Origin of the sequence: Lentzea atacamensis, assembly GCF_003269295.1 — a bacterium.
GTDB classification, from domain to species: domain Bacteria; phylum Actinomycetota; class Actinomycetes; order Mycobacteriales; family Pseudonocardiaceae; genus Lentzea; species Lentzea atacamensis.
Genome location: NZ_QLTT01000003.1, coordinates 553,739 through 580,537 on the forward strand (window position 1 = coordinate 553,739; position 26,799 = coordinate 580,537).

A 26,799-nucleotide genomic window follows, 5' to 3' on the forward strand; every position below is an offset into this window, starting at 1 on the left:
GTGGTTGAACGGCGTGAGCCTGGCGTTCGGTACTCGCTGACCGCGGCGCAGCTGGACATGTGGCTGTCGGCTGAGCTGCTCGGGGACACCCCGGAGTTCAACCCGGCCCAGTACGTGGTGCTCCGCGGACCGGTCGACGACGAGCTCCTGCGGGGCAGTGCGCTGGTGGCGGCCAGGGAAACCGACGCCTACAGGCTGTTCTTCGGCGAGCACGCGGACGGTGCGCCGTGGCAGGCGCTCGCCGACGGACTGCCTGCCGACGTGATGCCGGTGGTGGATCTCCGCGGTGAGGAAGATCCGGCGGCTGCGGCCGAGGCGTGGATGCACGCCGACGGCGCCCGCCCGATCGACCACCGGGTGGCGCCGCTGTGGCGTTGGGCGCTGCTGCGCGTCGCCGCCGACGAGAGCTGGTGGTACCACCGGTCGCACCACCTGATCTGCGACATCTTCTCGTTCAACCTGCTCACGCAACGCGTGGCGGAGATCTACAGCGGTGCACACCGGCCCCGCTACTTTGGCTCCTGGGCCGATGTCGTGGCCGAGGACCAGGCCTACCAGGGGTCCGCCGACCGGGTCGCCGACGAGCGGTACTGGCTGGACTCGGTCGCGGAAGCGGTGCGAAGCCGCCAGGACGAACGCCGTCCCGAGCGGCAGCGGCCGTCACGGCGGCGCACGGTCGCGGTCGACGCGGCGTTGCGCGGCGCCGTCCTCGATCGGTGCGCAGACCTGGGCCTGCGCGTCCCGCACTTCCTCGTTGCGGCTTTCGCCGCCTACCAGCGGCAGCTGACGGACCGGGACGACGTGCTGTTCAGCCTCCCCACGGCAGCCCGGCGCAGTCTGCTGGCCCGCAGCACCCCGGGGTTGCTGGCCAACGTCGCCCCCGTCGTCCTGCACCTGCCGGACGGCACGACGGTCCGGCAGCTGACCGGCGCCACCACCGCGCGGCTGGCCGAGATCACCGCCAGGTCGCGCTACCGGGGCGAGGACCTGGCCCGCAAGCTCGGGGTCGCCGGCAACGGCGCGTGGTTCGGTCCCGTGCTCAACGTGGTCGACTTCAACCGGCCGGTGCGCTTCGGCGCGGCCGTGCAGGCCGACGTGCCCCGCAACCTGTCGGTCGGTCCGGTCCGTGATCTCACCGTCACCACCTACGGCTGGTCTCGTGGTGGTCACTCGTGGCTGGACATCGACGTCGAGGACGGCGTGGCCGCCGGTGCCGAGCTGGCACTGCACGAGGAGCGGTTCCTGGAACTGCTCGACCGGCTTGCCCGCGGACCGGTGGACGGTGCGACGCCGTCGTCCACCGTGGACTTGCGGCTCACCGGGCAGTGGGGAGCGGGGGCGGCGCCAGGTGCGACCGCGAGCGTGCCCGACCTCATCGCGAGCCACACCGTCGCCTGGCCCGACCGGACCGCGGTCGTGTGCGGTGAGGACCAACTCTCGTTCGGTGAGCTCGGAAAGCGCGCCGACGCACTCGCCGTCCGCCTGCGGCAGGTCGGCGTGACCGTGGAGTCCGCGGTGGCGGTGCTCGTGCCGCGTGGGCTTGAGCTGGCCGTCGCCTTCCAGGGTGTGCTGCGCAGCGGTGGCGTGTACGTGCCGGTCAATCCTGGGCTGCCCGCGGAGCGCCTGGCGTTCCTGCTGGCCGACGTCGGCGCGACGGTCGCGGTCACGACTGCGGCTCTGTCCGGCGAGCTGGCCGGGTTCGCGGGCGAAGTGCTGGTGCTGGACGACTCTTCTCCGGCTGCTGACGCGGCGCTGGTGCGCATCAGCCCCGATGCGCTGGCGTATGTGGCCTACACGTCGGGCTCGACGGGACGGCCGAAGGGTGTGGCGGTCACGCACGCCGCGCTGTCGTCCTATGTGGACGGCTGGCGGCAGGCGCTCGCTCCGCTGGGCGGGGCGGGCACCGTGCTGTCGATGTCGGGTCCTGGTTTTGACGTGTCCATCGGTGACATGACCCGTGCTCTGGCATTCGGTCAGACCGTGGTGTTCCTGCCGCACGACGAGGCCGTGTCGGTCGACTCCCTGCACCGCACGCTGGCCGATCACGAGGTCGAGATCGCCGAGATCGTGCCCGGCATGCTCCTGCGCGATCTCGCCGCTCACTGCCGTGCGGCGGGTCCGGTCGAGTCCCTGCGCCTGGTGATCTCGGGCACCGACATGTGGACGTACGACGCACTCGTGTCCGCGGTCGCGACCGTGGCGCCCAACGCCGTGCCCGGCAACGTCTTCGGCGTGACCGAGGCCGCGATCGACTCGATCTTCCACCCGGTCACGGCGCGGCCGGAGCACGAGGGCGAGGTGGTGCCGATCGGCGGGCCACTGGCCGGCGTCGACGCGTTCGTCGTCGACGGCTGGCTGCGGCCGGTGCCCGTGGGCGTCGAGGGTGAGCTGCTGGTCGGTGGTGCGGGACTGGCTCGGGGCTACGCCGGGCGCCCGGACCTGACCGCGGAGCGGTTCCTGCCCGATGTGTTCGGTGGTGCCGGCGGTCGGTTGTACCGCACCGGTGACCGGGCCCGGTGGCGTGCCGACGGTGTGCTCGAGTTCCTCGGCCGGGTCGACGAGCAGGTGAAGATCCGCGGCTATCGGGTCGAGCCCGGTGAGGTCGAGGTCGTCATCGGCGATCACCCGGACGTGCGTGATGTCGTCGTGGTGGCTCGGGATGGTGGCCCGCACGGCGGCAAGCGCCTGGTCGCCTACGTGGTGGCCGAGAACCAGAACCTCGCTGGTGTGCAACTGAGGTCCTGGTTGCGAGAGCGCGTGCCGGACTACCTGGTGCCGTCGGTGTTCGTGACGCTGGATCGGCTGCCGCTGACGCCGAACGGGAAGGTCGACCGCCGGGGCCTGCCCGACCCCGAACCCGGGACGGCCGAAGCCTACGAGGCACCTCGGACGTCCACTGAGGACACGCTGGCGACGGTGTGGTCGCAGGTGCTGGGCGTTGAACGTGTTGGCGTGCACGACAACTTCTTCGAGCTGGGCGGCGACTCGATTCTGAGCCTGCAGATCGTGGCGCGCGCTCGCGCCGCGGGTCTGGGCGTCGACGTGGCCGACGTGCTGTCCCACCAGACCGTCGCCGAGCTGGCGGCCGTGGTGCGTGACGCTCCCGCGGTGACGACGGCCGAGCAGGGTGTGGTCACCGGGCCCGTACCGTTCACGCCGATTCAGCGCTGGTTCCTGGCGCAGGACATCCCGGACCGGGATCACTGGAACTGGTCGGGTGTGTTCGAGCTGGCGCCGGGCACCGACGCCGATCGCCTTGCGTCGGCCCTCAACGCTGTGGTGGCGCATCACGACGCGTTGCGCATCCGGTTCACGCCGGAGGGCCAGTACAACGCCGGTATCGAAGCTGCCGACTTGCGTGTCGTTGCTGTGCAGGACGACGAAGTGTCCGCGGAGATGTCGACGGCGCAGAAGTCGTTGCGGTTGGCCGATGGTCCGCTCGTGGCAGCGGTGTTCTTCGACCGTGGTTCGCAGCCTGCGTGGCTGGGTCTGGTCGTTCATCACGTGGTGATGGATGGTGTGTCGTGGAACGTGTTGCTGGAGGATCTCGACACCGCGTACCGCTCGGAGGCGTTGGGAGCGAAGACGTCCTCGTTCCAGCAGTGGGCCGAGCACCTGCTGGAGCTGGACGTCGATGGCGAACGGGAGCACTGGGTCGCGGCGACGTCGGACGTGGTCGCGCTGCCGGTCGACCACGACGGGCCCAACAACGAGCGCTCCGCCCGGATCCACACGACATGGCTGGACGCCGGGACGACCGCCGTGCTGCTGGGCGACGCGCACAAGGCGTATCGCACGCAGGGCAACGATCTGCTGCTGGCCGCACTGGTGCGCACGCTGGGTCCGTGGGCGGGCACCGATGAGCTGACCATCGACCTGGAGAGCCACGGCCGCGAGGGTCTGGATCTGTCGCGCACAGTCGGCTGGTTCACGTCGATCTTCCCGGTGCGGTTGAGCCGACACGCCGATCCGGGCGCGACGGTGAAGACGGTCAAGGAACAGCTGCGGGCGGTGCCGCGCCGTGGTGTCGGCTATGGCGTGTTGCGCTGGTTGCAGGGTGAGTTGGCCGATGCGCCGGATCGTCCGGTGCTGTTCAACTACCTCGGCGCCTTCGACGCGGTCGACTCCGTCGGCCTGATCCCCCGGGAGCTTCCGGCCGAGCTGGCCGGTCCGATGCAGGGACCCGGCGGGACCAGGGCCTACCCGCTGCAGCTCGAAGTCGTCCGCGCAGACGACGGCCGGCTGCGGATCGACTGGCTGCACAGCACGAACGTTCATCTCCCCGGCACCGTCGAGCGGGTCGCTGCCCGTTATGTCGAGGCGTTGCGCGAACTGGTGACGCACTGCCAGTCGGGAGTCGCGGGCTTCACGCCGTCGGACTTCCCCTTGGCGTCGTTGACGCAGGGGGAGGTCGACGGGCTCGCGGAGCGTTATCCGCTGGTGGATGTGTACCGGTTGGCGCCGGTGCAGTCCGGCATGTTGTTCGGCGTCGTCGGTTCGCCCGTCGACGGTCTGTACTGGGGCCAGGGCGTCTACGACATCGCCCGTCCTGTCGACGCCGAGCGACTGGCACGGGCGTGGCGCGAGGTGATCGGCCGGCACGCCGCACTGCGAAGCGGGTTCGTGTGGGAAGGCGTCAGCGAGCCGGTGCAGGTCGTCCTGGCGGACGTCGAGGTTCCGCTGCAGCTGCGCGACTGGTCCGATCTCGACGGGGACACCCAGCAGTCACGGCTGCGCGAGTTGCTGGCCGAGGACCGGGCGCTGGGCTTCGACCTGGCGGCGCCGCCGTTGACGCGGCTGTACCTGGTGGACCGCGGCAAAGGTCGCCTTTGGCTGGTGTGGGGGCTGTACCAGGGTTTGTGCGACGGGTGGAGCCTTCCCGTGGTGGTGGACGAGGTGTTCGCCGCCTACGACGGCGAGACCCTGGCTCCGGCGCGGCCGTACCGGGAGTTCATCGGCTGGCTGGACGGGCGTGATCCGGACGAGTCCGAGGGTTTCTGGCGCACCTACCTGGACGGGTTCGAGGCGCCCACTCCGCTGCCCGTGGATCGGCTGGCGGCGAACCATCACGCACAGGATCGCCGCAAGACGATGCTGGACGAGGGCGTCACCACCAGGCTGGTGGAGCTGGCGCGGCGTGAGCGTGTGACGTTGTCGACGGTGGTGCAGGCGGCGTGGGCGAAGGTGTTGTCCGCGTCGTCGGGTGAGGACGACGTGGTGTTCGGGCTGACGGTGTCGGGTCGTCCTGCTGAGCTGGCCGGGGTCGAGTCGATGGTCGGGTTGTTCATCAACACGTTGCCCGTGCGGGCTGTGGTGCCGGTCGACACGTCGTTTGCGTCGTGGTTGCGTGAGCTGCAGGACAACCAGGTCGCGCTGCAACGGTTCGAGTACACGCCACTGGTGGATGTGCAGCGGTGGTCGGTTGTTCCGGGTGGCCGAGCCCTTTTCGACTCCATCGTCGTGTTCGGCAACTACCCGCACCAGGACCTGCCGGACGACCTGGCCGCCGGCTACGCCACCGTCGACTCGGTGGAGCAGGGCAACTACCCGCTCACCTTCGCGGTCGACCTGGAACGCCGCCTGCGCATCGAGGCTGAGTTCTCCACGGCCGCCTTCGACGCGGCCACGGTCGAGCGGATCCTCGACCAGCTGGTGGTCGTGCTCACCGCGGTGGCGGAACGGCCGGAGCTCGCGGTCGTGGACGTGCCGTTGCAGCGCCCGGAGCAGGCGGCGCAGCTCGTGGCGTGGGGCGAGACCGCGGTTCCGGTCACCGAGGCGTCCGTCCCCGAGCTGATCCACAGCTGGGCGGACAGTGCCGAGGTTGCCGTGGTGTGCGGCGACGAGCGCCTGACGTTCGCCGAGCTGGACGCCCGCTCCGCTGGTCTGGCGGCACGGCTGCGGCGGGCCGGGGTGACGGTGGAGTCGCCGGTGGCGGTGCTGGTGCCGCGTGGCATTGAGCTGGCGGTGGCGTTCCAGGGCGTGTTGCGCAGTGGTGGCGTGTATGTGCCGATCAATCCCGGTCTGCCCGCCGAACGCCTCGCGTTCCTCCTTGAGGACGTCGGTGCGGTCGCCGCGGTCACGACTACCCCCCTGGCCGGTGAGCTGGCCGCGTTCAGCGGCGAAGTGCTGGTGATGGACGACACGGTCCTCGATGCGCTGTCGGTGCACATGAACCCTGATGCGTTGGCGTACATCGCTTACACGTCGGGTTCGACCGGCCGTCCCAAGGGTGTGGCGGTGACGCATCGCGCGTTGTCGTCCTATGTGGCTGGTTGGCGTGATGGCCTGCGCGCGTTGGGCGGGCCGGGCACGGTGTTGTCGATGTCGGGTCCGGGTTTCGACGTGTCGATCGGTGACATGACGCGTGCTCTGGCGTTTGGTCAGACGGTGGTGTTCCTGCCGCACGACGAGCACGTGTCGGTGGAGTCGCTGCACGCCACGTTGGTCGAGCACCAGATCGAAGTGGCCGAGATCGTTCCCGGCATGCTCCTGCGCGATCTGGCGGCGCACTGCCGGGTGGCGGGGCCGGTCGAGAGTCTGCGGTTGGTGATCTCGGGTACGGACATGTGGACGCACGACGCGCTCACGAGTGCGGTTGCCGAAGTCGCTCCCAACGCCGTGCCGGGCAACGTGTTCGGTGTGACCGAGGCGGCGATCGACTCGATCTTCCACGCCGTGACCGAGGACGACCCCGCGGCAGTGGTGCCCATCGGTACTCCGCTGGCCGGTGCCCGCGCTGTGGTGGTCGATTCGGCGATGCGGCCCGTTCCCATCGGTGTTCCGGGTGAGCTGTTGGTCGGTGGTGTCGGTGTGGCGCGTGGTTACCTGGGCCGTCCCGGCCTGACCGCCACGAGGTTCGTTCCCGACTTGTTCGGTGCGGCCGGTGGCCGGCTCTACCGGACCGGTGACCGGGCGCGGTGGCGTGCGGACGGCACGATCGAGTTCCTGGGCCGGGTCGATGAGCAGGTGAAGATCCGTGGTTATCGGGTCGAGCCCGGTGAGGTCGAGGTCGTCATCGGTGACCACCCCGGCGTGCGTGATGTCGTTGTGGTGGCGCGGGATGGCGGTCCGCACGGCGGCAAGCGGCTCGTGGCTTATGTCGTGGCCGAGTCCGAGGATGTCAGTGGTTCGGTGTTGCGGGCGTGGTTGCGAGAACGCGTTCCGGACTACCTTGTGCCGTCTGTGTTCGTGGCGCTGGAACGGTTGCCGCTGACGCCGAACGGCAAGGTTGATCGAAGAGGCCTTCCCCACCCTGAGCCCGAGACAGCCGGTGAGGCGTATGTCGCACCGCGGACCGCTGCCGAAGAGACCCTCGCGGCCGTGTGGAGTGGCGTGCTCGGTGTCGAGCGCGTCGGCGTGCACGACAACTTCTTCGAGCTGGGCGGGGACTCGATCCTGAGCCTGCAGATCGTCGCTCGCGTTCGTGCCGCTGGTCTGGGTGTCGATGTGGCGGACGTGTTCGCCCACCAGACGGTCGCCGAGCTGGCGGGCGTCGTGCGCGACACACCCTCGGCGACCCTGGCTGACCAGGGGGTGGTGATCGGCCCTGTTCCGCTGACGCCGATCCAGCACTGGTTCCTGGCCGAGGACATCCCGAACCGGGACCACTGGAACTGGTCCGGCATGTTCGAACTGGCACCGGGCACCGATCCCGATCGTCTGAGCCGGGCGCTCGATGTCCTTGTCGCGCACCACGATGCGTTGCGGATCCGGCTCGACGCCAATGGGCAGTACAACGCACCGGTCGACGGCGGCAGCGTGTTGCGCGTCGTCGAGGTTGCCGACGATGAGGCTGTGGTGGCGCACATGACCGCCGCGCAGACGTCCTTGCGTCTGGTCGATGGTCCGCTCATCGCCGCCGTGTTCTTCGATCGTGGTTCGCGGCCTGCGTGGCTTGGCCTGACCGTTCACCACCTGGTGATGGACGGGGTGTCGTGGAACGTGTTGCTGGAGGACCTCGACACGGCTTGTGCAGGCCGGGCGCTCGGGCCGAAGACGACGTCGTTCCAGCAATGGGCCGAGGTCCTGCGGGAGCTGGACGCGCAGACGGAGCGGGAGACCTGGCTGGCCCAGACCGCGGACGTGGTGGCACTGCCGCAGGACCGCCAAGGGCTCAACACCGAGACTTCGGCCGGTGTCGTGCGGTCGTGGCTCGACTCCGAGACGACCGCCGCGCTGCTGGGCGACGCTCACCGCGCCTACCGCACCCAGGGCAACGACCTGCTGCTCGCCGCTCTCGCCCAGGCGCTGGGGGAGTGGGCGGGTACCGGCCACGTGACGGTGGACCTGGAAAGCCACGGCCGTGAGGCGGTGGCGGACGGCGTCGACCTGTCGCGCACCGTCGGGTACTTCACGTCGATCTTCCCGGTGCGCCTCACCCACGAGGACGATCCGGCGGCGGCGATCAAGGCGGTGAAGGAGGAGCTGCGATCAGTGCCGCGCCGCGGTGTCGGCTATGGCGTGTTGCGCTGGCTGCAGAACGACCTGGCCGATGCTCCCGATCGGCCGGTGTTGTTCAACTACCTGGGTGCTTTCGACGCCGTCGACTCGCTCGGCCTGATCCGCCGGGAGCTCCCCGCCGAGCTGGCCGGCCCGAGCGAGGGCCCCGGCGGGACCCGTTCGCACGTCCTGCAGATCGAAGCCCAGCAGGACGCCGACGGACGGCTGCGGGTCGACTGGCACTTCAGCCACAACCTGCACGACACCGCCACTGTTGAACGGGTTGCGGCTCGGTATGTCGAGGCGTTGCGTGGGTTGGTCGGGCATTGCCGGTCGGCTGGTGGGTTCACGCCGTCGGACTTCCCGTTGGCGTCGTTGACGCAGGGTGAGGTGGATGGGCTGGCGGAGCGTTATCCGCTGGTGGATGTGTATCGGTTGGCGCCGGTGCAGTCGGGCATGTTGTTCGGTGTCGTGGGTGCTCCTGTCGACGGGCTTTACTGGGGACAGGGCGTCTACGACCTCGCCGGGCCGATCGACGCGGAGCGGCTTGCCGATGCCTGGCGGTCGGTGATCGCCCGGCACGCCGCGTTGCGCAGCGGGTTCGTGTGGGAGGGCGTCAGCGAGCCGGTGCAGATCGTGCTGGCTGACGTTGATGTCCCGCTTGAGCAGCGGGACTGGTCTGGCCTCGACGACGCGGCTCAGCAAGAGCAACTGCAGGCGCTCCTGGCGTCCGATCGCGCGCTGGGCTTCGATCTCGCCGTGCCGCCGTTGATGCGGCTGTACCTGGTCGATCGCGGCGAGGACCGGCTGTGGCTGGTGTGGGGCTTGTACCAAGGCCTGTGCGACGGGTGGAGCCTGCCCGTCGTGATGGACGAGGTGTCCGCCACCTACCAGGGCCAGTCGCTTGAGCCCGTCCGGTCCTACCGGGACTTCATCGCGTGGCTGGGCCGGCGTGACCCGTCCGAGTCCGAGGGCTTCTGGCGCACCTACCTGGACGGCTTCGAGGCCCCCACGCCACTTCCGGTCGATCGGCTGGCGAGCAGCCACTACGACCAGGACCGCCGCCGGATGCGCCTGGACGAGACCGTCACGGCCAATCTGGTCGAGCTGGCCCGCCGCGAGCGCGTGACGCTGTCGACGGTCGTGCAGGCGGCGTGGGCACTGCTGCTGTCGACGTATTCGGGTGACGACGACGTGGTGTTCGGCCTGACCGTCTCGGGCCGTCCTGCTGAGCTGGCCGGGGTCGAGTCGATGGTCGGCTTGTTCATCAACACGTTGCCCGTGCGGGCTGTGGTGCCGGTCGACACGTCGTTTGCGTCGTGGTTGCCTTCGCTGCAGGACAACCAGGTTGCGCTGCAACGGTTCGAGTACACGCCGTTGGTGGACGTGCAGCGGTGGTCGGCCGTTCCGCACGGTCGTGCGTTGTTCGACTCCATCGTGGTGTTCGGCAACTATCCGCAGGAAGAGTTGCCGGAAGACCTGAGTGGCTTGCAGGCCGCCGACTCGGTCGAGCAGGGCAACTACCCGCTCACCTTCGCCGTCGACCTCGAACGCACGCTGCGTGTGGAGGCGGAGTTCTCGACGGCGGCGTTCGACGCGGTCACGGTCGAGCGGATCCTCGACCAGCTCGCTGTTGTGCTCACCGCGGTCGCGGAACGGCCTGAGCTGGCGGTGCGGGACGTGCCGTTGCAGCGTCCCGAGCAGGCTGCCGAGTTGGTGGCGTGGGGTGCCACCCCGGTGCCTGTTGCCGAGCGGCCGGTGCCGGATCTGATCGACGACTGGGCGCGGGCCTCGGCCGAGGTTGCCGTGATCTGCGGGGACGAGCGGCTCACGTTCGCCGAGCTGGGCACGCGGGCCGATGCGCTGGCTGCTCGGCTTCAGCAGGCCGGGGTGACCGTGGCGTCGCCGGTGGCGGTGTTGGTGCCGCGTGGGATCGAGCTGGCGGTGGCGTTCCAGGGTGTGTTGCGCAGTGGTGGCGTGTATGTGCCGGTCAACCCTGGTCTGCCTGCTGAGCGTTTGGCGTTTTTGCTGGCTGATGCCGGTGTGGTTGCCGCTGTGACGACGTCGGTTCTGGCGGGGGAGTTGTCCGGGTTCGCGGGCGAAGTCCTGCTGCTGGACGAGATGTCCGGGGTCTCGGACGAGCCGCTCGCGCCGGTCGACCCCAACGCGTTGGCGTACATCGCCTACACGTCGGGCTCGACGGGTCGGCCCAAGGGCGTGGCGGTGACGCATCGCGCGTTGTCGTCGTACGTGGCCGGTTGGCGTGATGGCCTGCGCGCGTTGGGCGGCCCCGGCACGGTGTTGTCGATGTCCGGCCCGGGCTTCGACGTGTCGATCGGTGACATGACGCGTGCCCTGTCGTTCGGGCAGACCGTGGTGTTTCTGCCGCACGACGAGCACGTGACCGTGGAGTCGTTGCACCGCACTTTGGTGGATCACTCGGTCGAGGTCGCGGAGATCGTGCCCGGCATGCTGCTGCGTGATCTGGCGGCGCATTGCCGTACCGCCGGGCCGGTGGAGAGCTTGCGCCTGGTGATCTCGGGTACGGACATGTGGACGCACGACGCGCTCGCCACGGCAGTGGCCGAAGTGGCGCCGAATGCGGTGCCGGGCAACGTGTTCGGCGTGACCGAGGCGGCGATCGACTCGATCTTCCACGCCGTGACGGAGGATCACCCTGCGGACGTGGTGCCGATCGGTACGCCGTTGGCCGGTGCACAGGCGTTCGTGGTGGACGGCTTGTTGCGGCCGGCACCGGTGGGTGTGCCGGGTGAGCTGCTGGTCGGCGGTCCCGGTCTGGCTCAGGGCTATGTGGGCCGTCCGGACCTGACCGCCGAGCGGTTCGTGCCCGATGTGTTCGGTGGTGCCGGCGGGCGGTTGTACCGCACCGGTGACCGGGCTCGGTGGCGTGCGGACGGGACCATCGAGTTCCTGGGCCGGGTCGACGAGCAGGTGAAGATCCGTGGTTACCGGGTTGAGCCGGGCGAGGTCGAGGTGGTCATCGGTGATCACCCGGACGTGCGTGATGTCGTTGTGGTCGCTCGTGATGGCGGCCCGCACGGTGGCAAGCGACTCGTGGCTTACGTGGTCGCTGAGGGTGGATACGTCAGTGGGTCGGTGTTGCGGGCGTGGTTGCGAGAACGCGTTCCGGACTATCTCGTGCCGTCGGTGTTCGTGGCGCTGGAGCGGCTGCCGCTGACGCCGAACGGGAAGGTTGATCGGCGAGGGCTGCCCGATCCTGAGCCCGAGACGGCCGGTGAGGCGCATGTCGCGCCCCGGACCGTTGCCGAGGAGACCCTCGCGGCGGTGTGGTCGCAGGTGCTCGGTGTCGAGCGTGTTGGCGTGCACGACAACTTCTTCGAGCTCGGTGGCGATTCGATCCTGAGCCTGCAGATCGTGGCTCGGGCTCGCGCGGCCGGTCTGGGTGTCGATGTGGCGGACGTGTTCGCCCATCAGACCATCGCCGAGCTGGCTCTGGCCGTGCGGGCGGCTCCGGAAACGACGCTTGCCGAGCAAGGCGCGGTCACCGGACCTGTTCCGCTGACGCCGATCCAGCGCTGGTTCCTGGCTCAGGACATCCCGGACCGGGATCACTGGAACTGGTCGGGTGTGTTCGAGCTGGTGCCCGGCACCGATCCGGACCGGCTCGGGCGGGCACTCGAGGCCGTTGTCGCCCACCACGATGCGCTGCGGATCAGGTTCGACGCCGACAGCCAGTACAACGCGCCGGTCGACGGTGGCGGGTTCTTGCTCGTTGCCGATGACCAGGACGTGGTCGCGCACATGACGGCGGCGCAGAAGTCGTTGCGTCTCGCCGATGGTCCGCTTCTGGCTGCCGTCTTCTTCGATCGCGGTGACGAGCCTGCGTGGCTCGGTCTGACCGTGCACCACCTGGTGATGGACGGGGTGTCGTGGAATCTCCTGCTGGAGGACCTCGACACCGCCTACCGCGGTGGGACGCTCGCGCCGAAGACGACCTCGTTCAAGGCGTGGTCCGAACAGCTCCAGACCTTCGACGCCGGCGGCGAACGTGCGCATTGGGTTGCGGCGACCACGGACGTCACGGCCGTCCCGGTGGACGGGCACGGTCCGAACACGGAGGCATCCAGTGCGGTCGTGCAGTCGTGGCTGGATGCCGAGACGACTGCGGCGCTTCTGGGCGATGCGCACAAGGCGTACCGCACGCAGGGCCACGACCTGCTCCTGACCGCTCTTGCCCAGACCCTGGGTGAGTGGGCTGGTGGTGACCACGTCACCGTGGACTTGGAGAGCCACGGCCGTGAGGGTGCGGATCTGTCTCGCACGGTCGGGTGGTTCACGTCGATCTTCCCGGTGCGGCTCACGAGCCGGCGTGATCCGTCGGCGGCGATCAAGGCGGTGAAGGAAGAGCTGCGATCAGTGCCGCGCCGCGGTGTCGGCTATGGCGTGTTGCGCTGGCTGCAGGGCGAACTGGCCAGTGCGCCGGATCGGCCGGTGTTGTTCAACTACCTGGGTGCCTTCGACGCCGTCGACGCGGCTGGGCTGATTCGCCGGGAACTTCCCGCCGAGCTGGCCGGACCGAGTGAAGGCGAGGGCGGGACGCGATCGCACCTGTTGCAGCTCGAAGTGCAGCAGGGTGCGGATGGGCGGTTGTCCATCGAGTGGTTCCACTCCACCAACCTGCACGAGACCGCCACTGTTGAACGGGTTGCGGCTCGGTATGTCGAGGCGTTGCGTGGGTTGGTCGGGCATTGCCGGTCGGCTGGTGGGTTCACGCCGTCGGACTTCCCGTTGGCGTCGTTGACGCAGGGTGAGGTGGATGGGCTGGCGGAGCGTTATCCGCTGGTGGATGTGTATCGGTTGGCGCCGGTGCAGTCGGGCATGTTGTTCGGTGTCGCGGGTTCCCCTGTCGACGGGCTCTACTGGGGACAGGGCGTCTACGACCTCGCCGGGCCGATCGACGCGGAGCGGCTGGCGGCGGCCTGGCGTGAAGTCGTTGCCCGGCACGCACCTCTGCGCAGCGGTTTCGTGTGGGAAGGCGTCAGCGAGCCGGTTCAGGTCGTGCTGGCCGAGGTCGACGTGCCGTTGACGACTCACGACTGGTCAGGACTCGATGAGGCTGCACAACAGGTGCGGTTGCAGGAGTTGCTGGCGGAGGACCGCGCGCTCGGGTTCGATCTCGCTCGCCCGCCGCTCACCCGCCTCTACCTCGTCGACCGCGGCGACGGGCGGAACTGGCTCGTTTGGGGGCTGTACCAGGGCTTGTGCGACGGGTGGAGTTTGCCTGTCGTCATGGACGAGGTGTCCGCCGCCTATCAACGGCAGTCTCTGCCACCGGCGCGGCCGTACCGCGACTACATCGCCTGGCTCGGCCAGCGCGATCCCGCTGACACCGAAGGGTTCTGGCGCACCTACCTCGACGGCTTCGAGGCTCCGACTCCGTTGCCCGCCGATCGGTTGGCGGCGAGCCACCACGACCAGGACCGGCGGTGTACGCACCTGAGTGAGGGTGTGACGGCCGGGCTGGTGGAGCTGGCGCGGCGTGAGCGTGTGACGTTGTCGACGGTGGTGCAGGCGGCGTGGGCGAAGGTGTTGTCCGCGTCGTCGGGTGAGGACGACGTGGTGTTCGGGCTGACGGTGTCGGGTCGTCCTGCTGAGCTGGCCGGGGTCGAGTCGATGGTCGGCTTGTTCATCAACACGTTGCCCGTGCGGGCTGTGGTGCCGGTCGACATGCCGTTTGCGTCGTGGTTGCACGAGCTGCGGGACAACCAGGTCGCGCTGCAACGGTTCGAGTACACGCCACTCGTTGACGTGCAGCGCTGGTCTGCGGTGCCGCACGGTCGCGCGTTGTTCGACAGCATCGTGGTGTTCGGCAATTTCCCGCAGGAGGAGCAGCCGGAAGACCTGGGCGGGGTGCAGGCCGTCGAGTCGGTGGAGCAGGGCAACTACCCGCTCACCTTCGCGGTCGACCTGGAGACGACGCTCAAGATCGAAGCCGAGTTCTCGACGGTCGCGTTCGACGCGGTGACAGTCGAGCGGGTCCTCGACCAACTGGTGGTCGTGCTCACGGCGGTGGCGGAACGGCCGGGGCTCGCCGTCGGCGACGTGCCGTTGCAGCGTCCCGAGCAGGCGGCGGAGTTGGTCGCGTGGGGGAGAACACCGGAACCTGCCGCCGAACCGCCGGTGCCCGACCTGATCGACAGCTGGACTCACACCACCCCTGACGCCGTGGCAGTGGTGTGCGGCGAGGACAGCCTCACGTTCGCCCAGTTGCGGGCGCGGGCCGACGCACTGGCGGGACGGCTGCAGCAGGCCGGGGTGACGGTGGAGTCGCCGGTGGCGGTGCTGGTGCCGCGCGGGATCGACTTGGCCGTGGCCTTCCACGGCGTGCTGCGCGCCGGTGGCGTGTATGTGCCGATCAACCCCGGTCTGCCCGCCGAGCGCCTCACGTTCCTCCTCGAGAACGTTGGTGCGGTCGCCGCGGTCACGACGGAGGATCTCGTCGGTGAGCTGGCAGGGTTCGCCGGCGAGGTGCTGGAGCTGGATGACGACGTCACCTCGGCGGGGACTCGCCTCGTCAAGCGCGATGCGTTGGCGTACATCGCTTACACGTCAGGTTCGACCGGTCGGCCCAAGGGCGTGGCGGTGACGCATGCCGCGCTCTCGTCCTATGTGGCCGGTTGGCGTGATGGCCTGCGCGCGTTGGGCGGCCCCGGCACGGTGTTGTCGATGTCCGGCCCGGGCTTCGACGTGTCGATCGGTGACATGACGCGTGCCCTGGCATTTGGTCAGACGGTGGTGTTCCTGCCGCACGACGAGCACGTGACGGTGGAGTCGTTGCACCAGACCCTGGTCGCCCATGAGGTCGAGGTCGCGGAGATCGTGCCGGGCATGCTCCTGCGCGACTTGGCGGCGCACTGCCGGATCGCTGGTCCTGTCGAGAGCCTGCGTTTGGTGATCTCGGGCACTGACATGTGGACGCACGACGCGCTCACGAGTGCGGTGGCTGAAGTGGCGCCGAATGCGGTGCCGGGCAACGTGTTCGGTGTGACCGAGGCGGCGATCGACTCGATCTTCCACGCCGTGACGGAGGATCACCCTGCGGCCGTGGTGCCGATCGGTACGCCTTTGACCGGTGCACAGGCGTTCGTGGTGGACGGCTCGTTGCGGCCGGCACCGGTGGGTGTGCCGGGCGAGCTGCTGGTCGGCGGTCCTGGTGTGGCGCGTGGGTACGTGGGCCGCCCGGACCTGACCGCGGAGCGGTTCGTGCCTGACGTGTTCACGGGCTCTGGCCAGCGTCTGTACCGCACTGGTGACCGGGCGCGGTGGCGTGCGGACGGCACGATCGAGTTCCTGGGCCGGGTCGACGAGCAGGTGAAGATCCGTGGTTATCGGGTCGAGCCCGGCGAGGTCGAGGTGGTCATCGGTGACCACCCGGACGTGCGTGATGTTGTTGTGGTGGCGCGGGATGGTGGTGCGCACGGTGGCAAGCGTCTGGTTGCCTACGTTGTTGCGGAGGGGGAGTTCAGCGCGAAGGTCCTGAGGGACTGGTTGCGTGAGAGGGTGCCGGACTACCTGGTGCCGTCGGTGTTCGTGACGCTGGGTCGGCTGCCGCTGACGCCGAACGGGAAGGTCGACCGCCAGGGCCTGCCCGACCCCGAACCCGAGACGACCGGCGAGGCGTATGTCGCGCCCCGCAACGCTGCTGAGGAAACGCTGGCGGCGGTGTGGAGTGGCGTGCTGGGTGTCGAGCGCGTTGGGGTGCACGACAACTTCTTCGAGCTGGGCGGCGACTCGATCCTGAGCCTGCAGATCGTCGCCCGTGTTCGCGCGGCCGGTCTGGGGGTGGATGTGGCGGACGTGTTCGCCCACCAGACGGTTGCCGAACTCGCCCTGGCGGTGCGGGACACCCCCGCGGTCTCCTCGGCGGAGCAGGGTGTGGTCACCGGGCCCATCCCGTTCACACCGATTCAGCACTGGTTCCTGACGCAGGACATCCCGGATCGGGACCACTGGAACTGGTCGGGTGTGTTCGAACTGGCGGCCGGCACCGATCCCGATCGCCTTGCGTCGGCGCTCAATGCCGTGGTGGCGCACCACGACGCGTTGCGCATCCGGTTCACATCGGATGAGCAGCACAACGCCGGCATCGAGCCTGTTGACCTGCGGGTTGTTGCTGTGCACGACGATGAAGTGTCCGCGGAGATGACGACGGCGCAGAAGTCGTTGCGGTTGGCCGATGGTCCGCTTCTGGCTGCGGTCTTCTTCGACCGTGGTGATGAGCCTGCGTGGCTTGGTCTGACCGTTCATCACCTGGTGATGGACGGGGTGTCGTGGAACGTGTTGCTGGAGGACCTCGACACCGCTTACCACGGCGGGACGCTCGCGCCGAAGACGACGTCGTTCCAGCAGTGGGCACAGCAGTTGCAGGACGACGACGCCAGCGCCGAGCGCGACCATTGGATCGCCGCGACCGCGGACGTGCCTGCGCTTCCCGCTGATGGTGACGGCCCGAACACCGATGCGTCCGAGTCGATCGTGCAGTCGTGGCTGGACGCGGACACGACTGCGACGCTGCTCGGCGATGCGCACAAGGCGTACCGCACGCAGGGCCACGAGCTGCTGCTGACCGCTCTCGCTCAGACGCTCGGTGAGTGGGCCGGCACCGATCACGTCACCGTGGACTTGGAAAGCCACGGCCGTGAAGGTGCGGACCTGTCCCGGACGGTCGGCTGGTTCACGTCGATCTTCCCCGCCCGCCTCACCAACCAGCGTGATCCGGCGATGGCGATCAAGGCCGTCAAGGAAGGTTTGCGGGCGGTACCGCGTCGTGGCGTGGGTTATGGCGTTCTGCGCTGGCTGCAGGGTGAACTGGCGGGTGCGCCGGATCGACCGGTGTTGTTCAACTACCTCGGCGTGCATGACGCCACCGGTGACGACGAGGCAGGGTTGATCCGCCGCGAGCTGGACAGCGATCTCGCCGGCCCGACCGAGGGCGAAGGCGGGACGCGATCGCACCTGTTGCAGCTCGAAGTGCAGCAGGCCGCTGACGGACGGTTGTCCATCGAGTGGTTCCACTCCACCAACCGCCACGACACCGCCACCATCGAGCGGGTTGCCGCAAGGTACGTCGAGGCGTTGCGCGAACTGGTCGAGCACTGCAGGTCGACGGCCGGTGGGTTCACGCCGTCGGACTTCCCCTTGGCATCGCTGGCCCAGCCGGAGATCGACCGGCTCGCGGAGCGTTATCCGCTGGTGGACGTGTACCGGTTGGCGCCGGTGCAGTCGGGCATGCTGTTCGGTGTCGTGGGTTCGTCCGTCGACGGCCTCTACTGGGGCCAGAGCGTCTACGACCTCGCGGGCCCGATCGACGTGGAGCGGTTCGCGGCGGCGTGGCGTGAGGTGATCGCCCGGCACGCGTCCCTGCGCAGTGGCTTCGTGTGGGAGGGCGTCGGCGAGCCGGTGCAGGTCGTGCTCGCGGACGTTGACGTTCCGCTCGAGCAGCGGGACTGGTCGGGCCTTGACGAGGCCGCACAACAGGTTCGGCTGCAGGAGCTGCTGGCGGACGATCGTGCGCTCGGGTTCGACCTGGCCCGGCCGCCGTTGATGCGGCTGTACCTGGTGGACTGCGGCAACGGGCAGAACTGGCTGATCTGGGGCCTCTACCAGGGCTTGTGCGACGGGTGGAGCCTGCCCGTCGTGATGGACGAGGTGTCCGCCGCCTACCAGGGCAGCGCGCTGGAGCCCACCCGGCCGTACCGGGACTTCATCGCGTGGCTGGACGGCCGTGACCCGGCCGAGCCGGAAGCGTTCTGGCGCACGTATCTGGGTGGCTTCGAGGCGCCGACTCCGTTGCCCGCCGATCGGTTGGCGGTGAGCCACTACGACCAGGACCGCCGGCGCACGCACCTGGACGGCAGCGTGACGGCGAGCCTGGTGGAACTGGCCCGGCGCGAGCGCGTGACGCTGTCGACGGTCGTGCAGGCCGCGTGGGCGAAGGTCCTCTCCGCGAGTTCGGGCGAGGACGACGTGGTGTTCGGCCTGACCGTCTCGGGCCGTCCTGCTGAGCTGGCCGGGGTCGAGTCGATGGTCGGCCTGTTCATCAACACCCTGCCGATCCGGGCAGTCGTGCCCGCGGACGTGCCGTTCACCTCGTGGCTGCACGACCTGCGGGACAACCAGGTTGCGGTGCAACGGTTCGAGTACACGCCGCTGGTGGATGTGCAGCGCTGGTCGGCCGTTCCGCACGGTCGTGCGTTGTTCGACAGCATCGTGGTGTTCGGCAACTACCCCCAGGAGGAGCAGCCGGAGGATCTGGGCGGGGTGGGCGCCGTCGAGTCGGTGGAGCAGGGCAACTACCCGCTCACCTTCGCGGTCGACCTGGAGGCCACGCTCAAGATCGAAGCCGAGTTCTCGACGGCCGCGTTCGACGCGACCACGGTCGAACGGATCCTCGACCAGCTCATGGTCGTGCTGACGGCGGTGGCCGAGCGGCCGGACCTGCCGGTTCAGGACATCCCGCTGCACCGCCCGGCCCAGGCCGCCCAGCTCGTGGAGTGGGGCAGCACGACTCCTCCTGCCGCCGAGCGGCCGGTGCCGGACCTGATCGACGACTGGGCGCGGACCTCGGCCGAGATCGCCGTGGTCTGCGGGGACGAGCGGCTCACGTTCGCCGAGCTGGGCGCTCGGGCCGATGCCCTGGCCGCCCGTTTGCGCCGGGTTGGTGTGACGGTGGAGTCACCGGTGGCGGTCTTGGCGCCGCGTGGGATCGAGCTGGCGGTGGCGTTCCAGGGTGTGCTGCGTTCTGGTGGCGTGTACGTGCCGATCAACCCCGGTCTGCCTGCTGAGCGTTTGGCGTTTTTGCTGGCTGATGCCGAGGTTGTTGCTGTGGTGACGACCTCGGTTCTGGCGGGTGAGCTGGCTGGGTTCGCGGGTGAAGTCCTGCTGCTGGAGGACATGCTCGACGGCTCCGACATGGCCGGCGCCAACGACGACCCACGCGCACCCGAGGAAGGGCCCGCCTTCAACGAGCCGCTCGACCCCAACGGCTTGGCGTACATCGCGTACACCTCCGGATCGACCGGTCGGCCCAAGGGCGTGGCGGTGACGCACGCCGCCTTGTCGTCCTATGTGGCCGGTTGGCGTGATGGTCTGGCCGTGTTGGGCGGCCCCGGCACGGTGTTGTCGATGTCCGGTCCGGGCTTCGACGTGTCCATCGGTGACATGACCCGTGCCCTGGCCTTCGGGCAGACCGTGGTGTTCTTGCCGCACGACGAGCATGTGACGGTCGAGTCGCTGCACGAGACCCTGTTGAATCACGAGGTCGAGGTCGCGGAGATCGTGCCGGGCATGCTCCTGCGCGACCTGGCGGCGCACTGCCGCACCGCAGGTCCCGTGGAGAGCTTGCGCCTGGTCATCTCCGGCACCGACATGTGGACGCACGACGCGCTCACCACCGCAGTTGCCGAAGTCGCCCCCAACGCCGTGCCGGGCAACGTGTTCGGCGTGACCGAGGCGGCGATCGACTCGATCTTCCACCCGGTCGGCGAGGATCACCCCGCGGCCGTGGTGCCGATCGGTACGCCGTTGACCGGTGCACAGGCGTTCGTGGTGGACGGCTCGTTGCGTCCGGCACCGGTGGGTGTGCCGGGCGAGCTGCTGGTCGGCGGTCCCGGTCTGGCTCAGGGCTATGTGGGCCGCCCCGATCTGACAGCCGAGCGGTTCGTGCCCAACGTGTTCGGTGCGGGTGGCGGTCGGCTCTACCGGACCGGTGATAGGGCACGGTGGCGTGCGGACGGCACCATCGAGTTCCTGGGCCGGGTCGACGAGCAGGTCAAGATCCGTGGTTACCGGGTCGAACCCGGCGAGGTCGAGGTCGTCATCGGTGACCACCCCGGCGTGCGTGATGTCGTCGTGGTCGCACGTGATGGCGGTCCGCACGGCGGCAAGCGTCTCGTCGCCTACGTGGTGGCCGAGTCCGACGACGTCAGCGGTTCGGTGTTGCGGGCGTGGTTGCGCGAACGCGTGCCGGATTACCTGGTGCCGTCGGTGTTCGTAGCCCTGGACAGGTTGCCGCTGACGCCGAACGGGAAGGTCGACCGGCGCGGTCTGCCTGACCCCGAGCCCGAGTCGACCGGTGAGGCGTATGTCGCACCGCGGACTGCCGTCGAGGAAACGCTGGCGGCGGTGTGGAGTGGTGTGCTGGGTGTCGAGCGCGTCGGCGTGCACGACAACTTCTTCGAGCTCGGTGGCGATTCGATCCTGAGCCTGCAGATCGTCGCTCGTGCTCGCGCTGCCGGACTCGGCATCGACGTGGCCGACGTGTTCGCCCACCAGTCGGTGGCCGAGCTGGCGCCAGTGGTGCGGGACGCTCCGGCGGCGACGCTGGCGGAGCAGGGTGTGGTCACCGGTCCGGTGCCGTTCACGCCGATCCAGCGCTGGTTCCTGGCGCAGGACATCCCGGACCGCGACCACTGGAACTGGTCCGGCGTGTTCGAACTGGCCCCCGGCACCGATCCGGACCGGCTCGGCCAGGCACTGGACGCCGTTGTGGCCCACCACGATGCGCTGCGGATCCGCTTCAGCGCCGACAGCCAGTACAACGCGCCGGTCGACGGCGGCGGGTTCCTGCGCGTGACCGCCGACCACGATGTCGTCGCGCACATGACGGCGGCGCAGAAGTCGTTGCGTCTCGCCGATGGTCCGCTTCTGGCTGCCGTCTTCTTCGATCGCGGTGACGAGCCTGCGTGGCTCGGTCTGACCGTGCACCACCTGGTGATGGACGGGGTGTCGTGGAATCTCCTGCTGGAGGACCTCGACACCGCCTACCGCGGTGGGACGCTCGCGCCGAAGACGACGTCGTTCCAGCAGTGGGCACAGCAGTTGCAGGACGACGACGCCAGCGGCGAACGGGAGCACTGGGTCGCGGCAACCGCGGACGTCGTCACGCTTCCGGCCGACGGCAACGGCCCGAACACCGATGCGTCCGAGTCGATCGTGCAGTCATGGCTGGACGCGGACACGACCGCGACCCTGCTCGGCGACGCGCACAAGGCGTACCGCACGCAGGGCCACGACCTGTTGCTGGCCGCTCTCGCCCAGGCTCTGGGGGAGTGGGCCGGCTCCGACCACGTCACGGTCGACTTGGAGAGCCACGGCCGTGAGGTCGCGGACCTGTCCCGCACGGTCGGCTGGTTCACGTCGATCTTCCCCGTCCGCCTCACCAGCGAACGTGATCCGGCAGCGGCGATCAAGGCGGTGAAGGAACAACTCCGTGAGGTGCCGCGTCGTGGCGTGGGCTACGGCGTACTGCGGTGGCTGCACGGTGAACTGGCCGGCGCACCAGACCGGCCGGTGTTGTTCAACTACCTCGGCGCGCATGACGCCACCGGTGACGACGAGGCAGGGTTGATCCGCCGCGAGCTGAACGGCGACCTGGCCGGCCCGAGCGAAGCCGAAGGCGGAACGCGATCGCACCTGTTGCAGCTCGAAGTGCAGCAGGCCGCTGACGGACGGTTGTCCATCGAGTGGTTCCACTCCACCAACCGTCACGACACCGCCACCGTCGAACGGGTTGCGGCGCGGTACGTCGAGGCGTTGCGTGAGCTGGCCGAGCACTGCAGGTCGACGGCTGGTGGGTTCACGCCGTCGGACTTCCCGCTGGCGACCCTCACGCAGGACGAGATCGATGGGCTCGTGGCGAGCTGTCCGTCGCTTGTGGACGCTTACCGGCTGGCGCCGGTGCAGTCGGGCATGTTGTTCGGTGTCGTCGGCGCCCCGGACGAAGGGGACGGCCTCTACTGGGGACAGGGCGTCTACGACCTCGCCGGTCAGATCGACGCGGCGAGGCTGGCGGCGGCCTGGCGTCAGGTGATCGCCCGGCACGCTGCACTGCGGAGCGGGTTCGTGTGGGAGGGCGTCAGCGAGCCGGTGCAGATCGTGCTCACCGACGTTGATGTCCCGCTCGAGCAGCGCGACTGGTCGGGTCTCGACGAGGCCGCACAACAGGTTCGGCTGCAGGAGCTGCTGGCGGACGATCGTGCGCTCGGTTTCGACCTGGCCCGCCCACCGCTCACACGCCTCTACCTCGTCGACCGCGGCAACGGGCAGAACTGGCTCATCTGGGGCCTCTACCAGGGCTTGTGCGACGGGTGGAGCCTGCCCGTCGTCATGGACGAGGTGTCCGCCGCCTACCAACGGCAGTCTCTGCCACCGGCGCGGCCGTACCGCGACTACATCGCCTGGCTCGGCCAGCGCGATCCCGCTGACACCGAAGGGTTCTGGCGCACCTACCTCGGCGGCTTCGAGGCGCCCACGGCACTGCCGGTGGACCGCCTGGCCGCGAGCCACTACGCCCAGGACCGGCGGCGCACGCACCTCGACGAGGACGCCACCACCAGGCTCGTGGAGCTGGCACGGCGTGAGCGCGTCACGTTGTCGACGGTGGTGCAGGCGGCGTGGGCGAAGGTGCTCTCCGCGAGCTCGGGTGAGGACGACGTGGTGTTCGGCCTGACCGTCTCCGGCCGCCCCGCAGACCTGGCCGGGGTCGAGTCGATGGTCGGCCTGTTCATCAACACGCTGCCCGTGCGTGCCGTCGTGCCCATGGACACGCCGTTCACGTCGTGGCTGCATGAACTGCGGGACAACCAGATCGCGCTGCAACGGTACGAGTTCACGCCGCTGGTCGACGTGCAACGGTGGTCCGCTGTGCCGCACGGCCGCGGGTTGTTCGACAGCATCGTCGTGTTCGGCAACTACCCGCAGGAGGAAGCACCCGCCGACGCCGGCGAGGACTGGGCAGACGCCGTCGAGTCCGTCGAGCAGGGCAACTACCCGCTCACCTTCGCGGTCGACCTGGAGGCCACGCTCAAGATCGAAGCAGAGTTCTCCACGGCCGCGTTCGACGCCACCACCGTCGAACGCGTTCTCGACCAGCTCGTCGTCGTCCTCACCGCCATCGCGCACGACCCGGAGCTGGCCGTCGCCGACCTGCCGCTGCAGCGCCCGGAGCAGGCGGCACAGCTCGTGGCATGGGGCGAGACTTCCACGCCGGCCGCCGAACAGCCGGTACCCGACCTGATCCGCAGCTGGGCGCACACCGGCGCCGTGGCCGCGAAGTGCGGCGGCGAGCGCCTGACGTTCGCCGAGCTGGACGCCCGGTCTGCCAGCCTGGCTGCACGCCTGCAGCAGGCCGGGGTGACGGTGGAGTCGCCGGTCGCCGTGCTGGTCCCACGCGGGGTCGAGCTCGCGGTGGCTTTCCAGGGTGTGTTGCGCAGCGGTGGTGTGTACGTGCCGATCAACCCTGGTCTGCCCGCCGAACGACTCGCGTTCCTGCTGGCCGATGCGGGTGCGGTTGCCGCGGTCACGACCACTGTTCTCGCCGGTGAGCTGGCCGCGTTCAGCGGCCCGGTGCTCGTGCCGGACGACACGGTCCTCGACTCGTCGCCGGTGCGGATCGACCCCGATGCGTTGGCGTACATCGCTTACACGTCCGGATCGACCGGCCGGCCCAAGGGTGTCGCGGTGACGCACGGCGCATTGTCGTCGTACGTCGCGGGATGGCGCGCCGGGCTCGCCGATGTGGGTGGTCCGGGGGTGGTGTTGTCGATGTCCGGTCCGGGCTTCGACGTGTCCATCGGCGACATGACCCGCGCGTTGGCGTTCGGGCAGACGGTGGTGTTCCTGCCGCACGACGAACACGTGTCCGTGGAATCGTTGCACGGCACGCTGAGCGGTGACGGCGTGGCGATCGCCGAGATCGTGCCGGGCATGCTGTTGCGCGACCTGGCGGCGCACTGCCGCACCGCAGGTCCCGTGGAAAGCCTGCGGTTGGTGATCTCCGGTACGGACATGTGGACGCACGACGCACTCACCACCGCAGTGGCCGAGGTGGCGCCGAACGCGGTGCCGGGCAACGTGTTCGGCGTGACCGAGGCGGCCATCGACTCGATCTTCCACCCGGTCGGGGACGACCACCCGCACGCCGTCGTGCCCATCGGCACACCGCTCGCCGGCGCCCGCGCCGTCATCGTCGACGACGCGCTGCGCCCGGCTCCCGTCGGCGTCCCGGGTGAGCTGCTCGTCGGTGGTCCCGGTGTGGCACGCGGCTACGTGAACCGGCCCGACCTGACCGCGGAACGGTTCGTGCCGGACATCTTCGGTGTGGCTGGCGGCCGGTTGTACCGGACCGGTGACCGGGCGCGGTGGCGTGCGGACGGCACGATCGAGTTCCTGGGCCGCGTGGACGAGCAGGTCAAGATCCGTGGTTATCGGGTCGAGCCCGGCGAGGTCGAGGTCGTCATCGGTGACCACCCCGATGTGCGTGATGTCGTCGTGGTGGCGCGGGATGGTGGTGCGCACGGTGGCAAGCGTCTGGTCGCCTACGTTGTTGCGGAGGGGGAGTTCAGCGCGAAGGTCCTCCGGGACTGGTTGCGTGAGAGGGTGCCGGACCACCTGGTGCCGTCGGTGTTCGTGCCGCTGGACAGGTTGCCCCTCACCCCGAACGGGAAGGTCGACCGCAAGGGCCTGCCCGACCCCGAGCCCGAGAGCCCGGCAGAGGTCTTCGAAGCACCCCGAACGTCCGTTGAGGACACTCTCGCGGCGGTGTGGTCGCAGGTGCTGGGCCTCGAACGGGTCGGAGTGCACGACAACTTCTTCGAGCTGGGCGGCGACTCGATCCTGAGCCTGCAGATCGTCGCCAGGACCAGGGCCGCCGGGCTGGGCGTGGACGTGGCGGACGTGTTCGCCCACCAGACCATCGCCGAGCTCGCCCCCGTCGTGCGCGACACCCCCGCGCTGACGCTGGCCGAACAGGGTGTCGTCACCGGTCCGGTCCCGCTCACGCCGATCCAGCACTGGTTCGTCGAGCAGAACATCCCCGACCGCGACCACTGGAACTGGTCGGGTGTGTTCGAGCTGGCGACCGGCACCGACCCGGTCCGGCTCGCGCGGGCACTGGACGCCGTCGTGGGCCACCACGATGCGCTGCGCATCAGGTTCCGCCAGTACGGGGACACCCGGGTCCAGGACAACGACGGGGAGCTGAGCCGGGTTCTCCGCGTCGTCACGGCCAAGGACGACGACGAGGTCATCGCGCACATGACCGAGGCGCAGACGTCGTTGCGCCTGGCGGACGGCCCGCTGGTGGCCGCGGTCTACTTCGACCGCGGCGCCGCCCCGGCCTGGCTGGGGCTCACCGCGCACCACTTCGTCATGGACGGCGTGGCGTGGAACATCCTGCTGGAGGACCTCGACACGGCCTACCAGGCAGGGCCGGAAGCGTTGGGGCCCAAGACGACCTCGTTCCAGCAGTGGGCCGAGGTGCTGCACGACGACAACCCCGAAGCCGAACGCGACCACTGGGCCGCGCAGACCGAGCGGGTCACCGCGGTGCCCGTCGACGGCCACGGGGCCAACACCGAGGAGTCGGCCGACACCGTCCGCACCTGGCTCGACGCGAAGTCGACCGAGGTGCTGCTGGGTGAGGCCCACAAGGCCTATCGCACCCAGATCAACGACCTGCTGCTGGCCGCCCTGCTGAAAACGCTGGGCGAGTGGGCAGGCACCGGCGATGTCACGATCGACCTGGAGAGCCACGGCCGCGAGGCGATCGCCGACGGCGTCGACCTGTCCCGCACCGTCGGGTGGTTCACGTCGATCTTCCCGGTTCGCCTGCGCCACCAGCGTCTCGGCGACAGCGGCGAGCTGATCAAAGCGGTCAAGGAACAGTTGCGGGCCGTACCGCGCCGCGGTGTCGGCTACGGGATTCTCCGTTACCTGCGACGCGACGACCGCCTGGTCGACGCGCCCGCGCGGCCGGTTCTGTTCAACTACCTCGGCGCGTTCGACGCCGCGGGCGACGACGCGGTGGGGCTGATCCGCAGGGAACTGCCCGCCGACCTGTGCGGCCCGACGGAGAACGAGCAGGGGAACCGGTCGCACCTGCTGCAGATCGAAGCCGAGCAGACCTCGGACGGTCGCCTGCTGGTCGAGTGGTACTTCAGCACCAACGTGCACAGGCCGGCGACTGTCGAACGGCTCGCGACGCGGTACGTGAACGCGTTGCGCGAGCTGGTCGAGCACTGCCAGTCCGGAGCCGGCGGAGTGACCCCGTCCGACTTCCCACTGGCCAACATCGATCAGGCGAGCCTCGCCGCCGTGCTCAAGCAGATGGGCGGGTGATCGCGCCAGAACGAGGCGCCCAAGAAAGAGGGAGCATCTAGCGCACCGGCTTTTCGCAAGTGGACCAATGAATTGCACTGCGTCACCAGACTCTATTTGGCATGCGCTTTTAAAGGTGTCATGACCTGCGCAAATGGTCTCCATAAGATTGGTCTATGACGTTACCTGTGGAATAGCTTGACCCCTTAAATGACGGGTGTG

1 protein-coding gene is annotated in these 26,799 nt (G+C 69.2%); it reads left to right on the forward strand.

Features of this window, described 5'->3' with window-relative positions; genetic code table 11:
* The gene (locus C8D87_RS17040) at positions 1-26,598 is read left to right on the forward strand and encodes a non-ribosomal peptide synthase/polyketide synthase (RefSeq protein WP_112227394.1); all 26,598 of its coding nucleotides are present in this window, start codon (positions 1-3) and stop codon (positions 26,596-26,598) included.
* Positions 26,599-26,799: the final 201 nt, after the last annotated feature.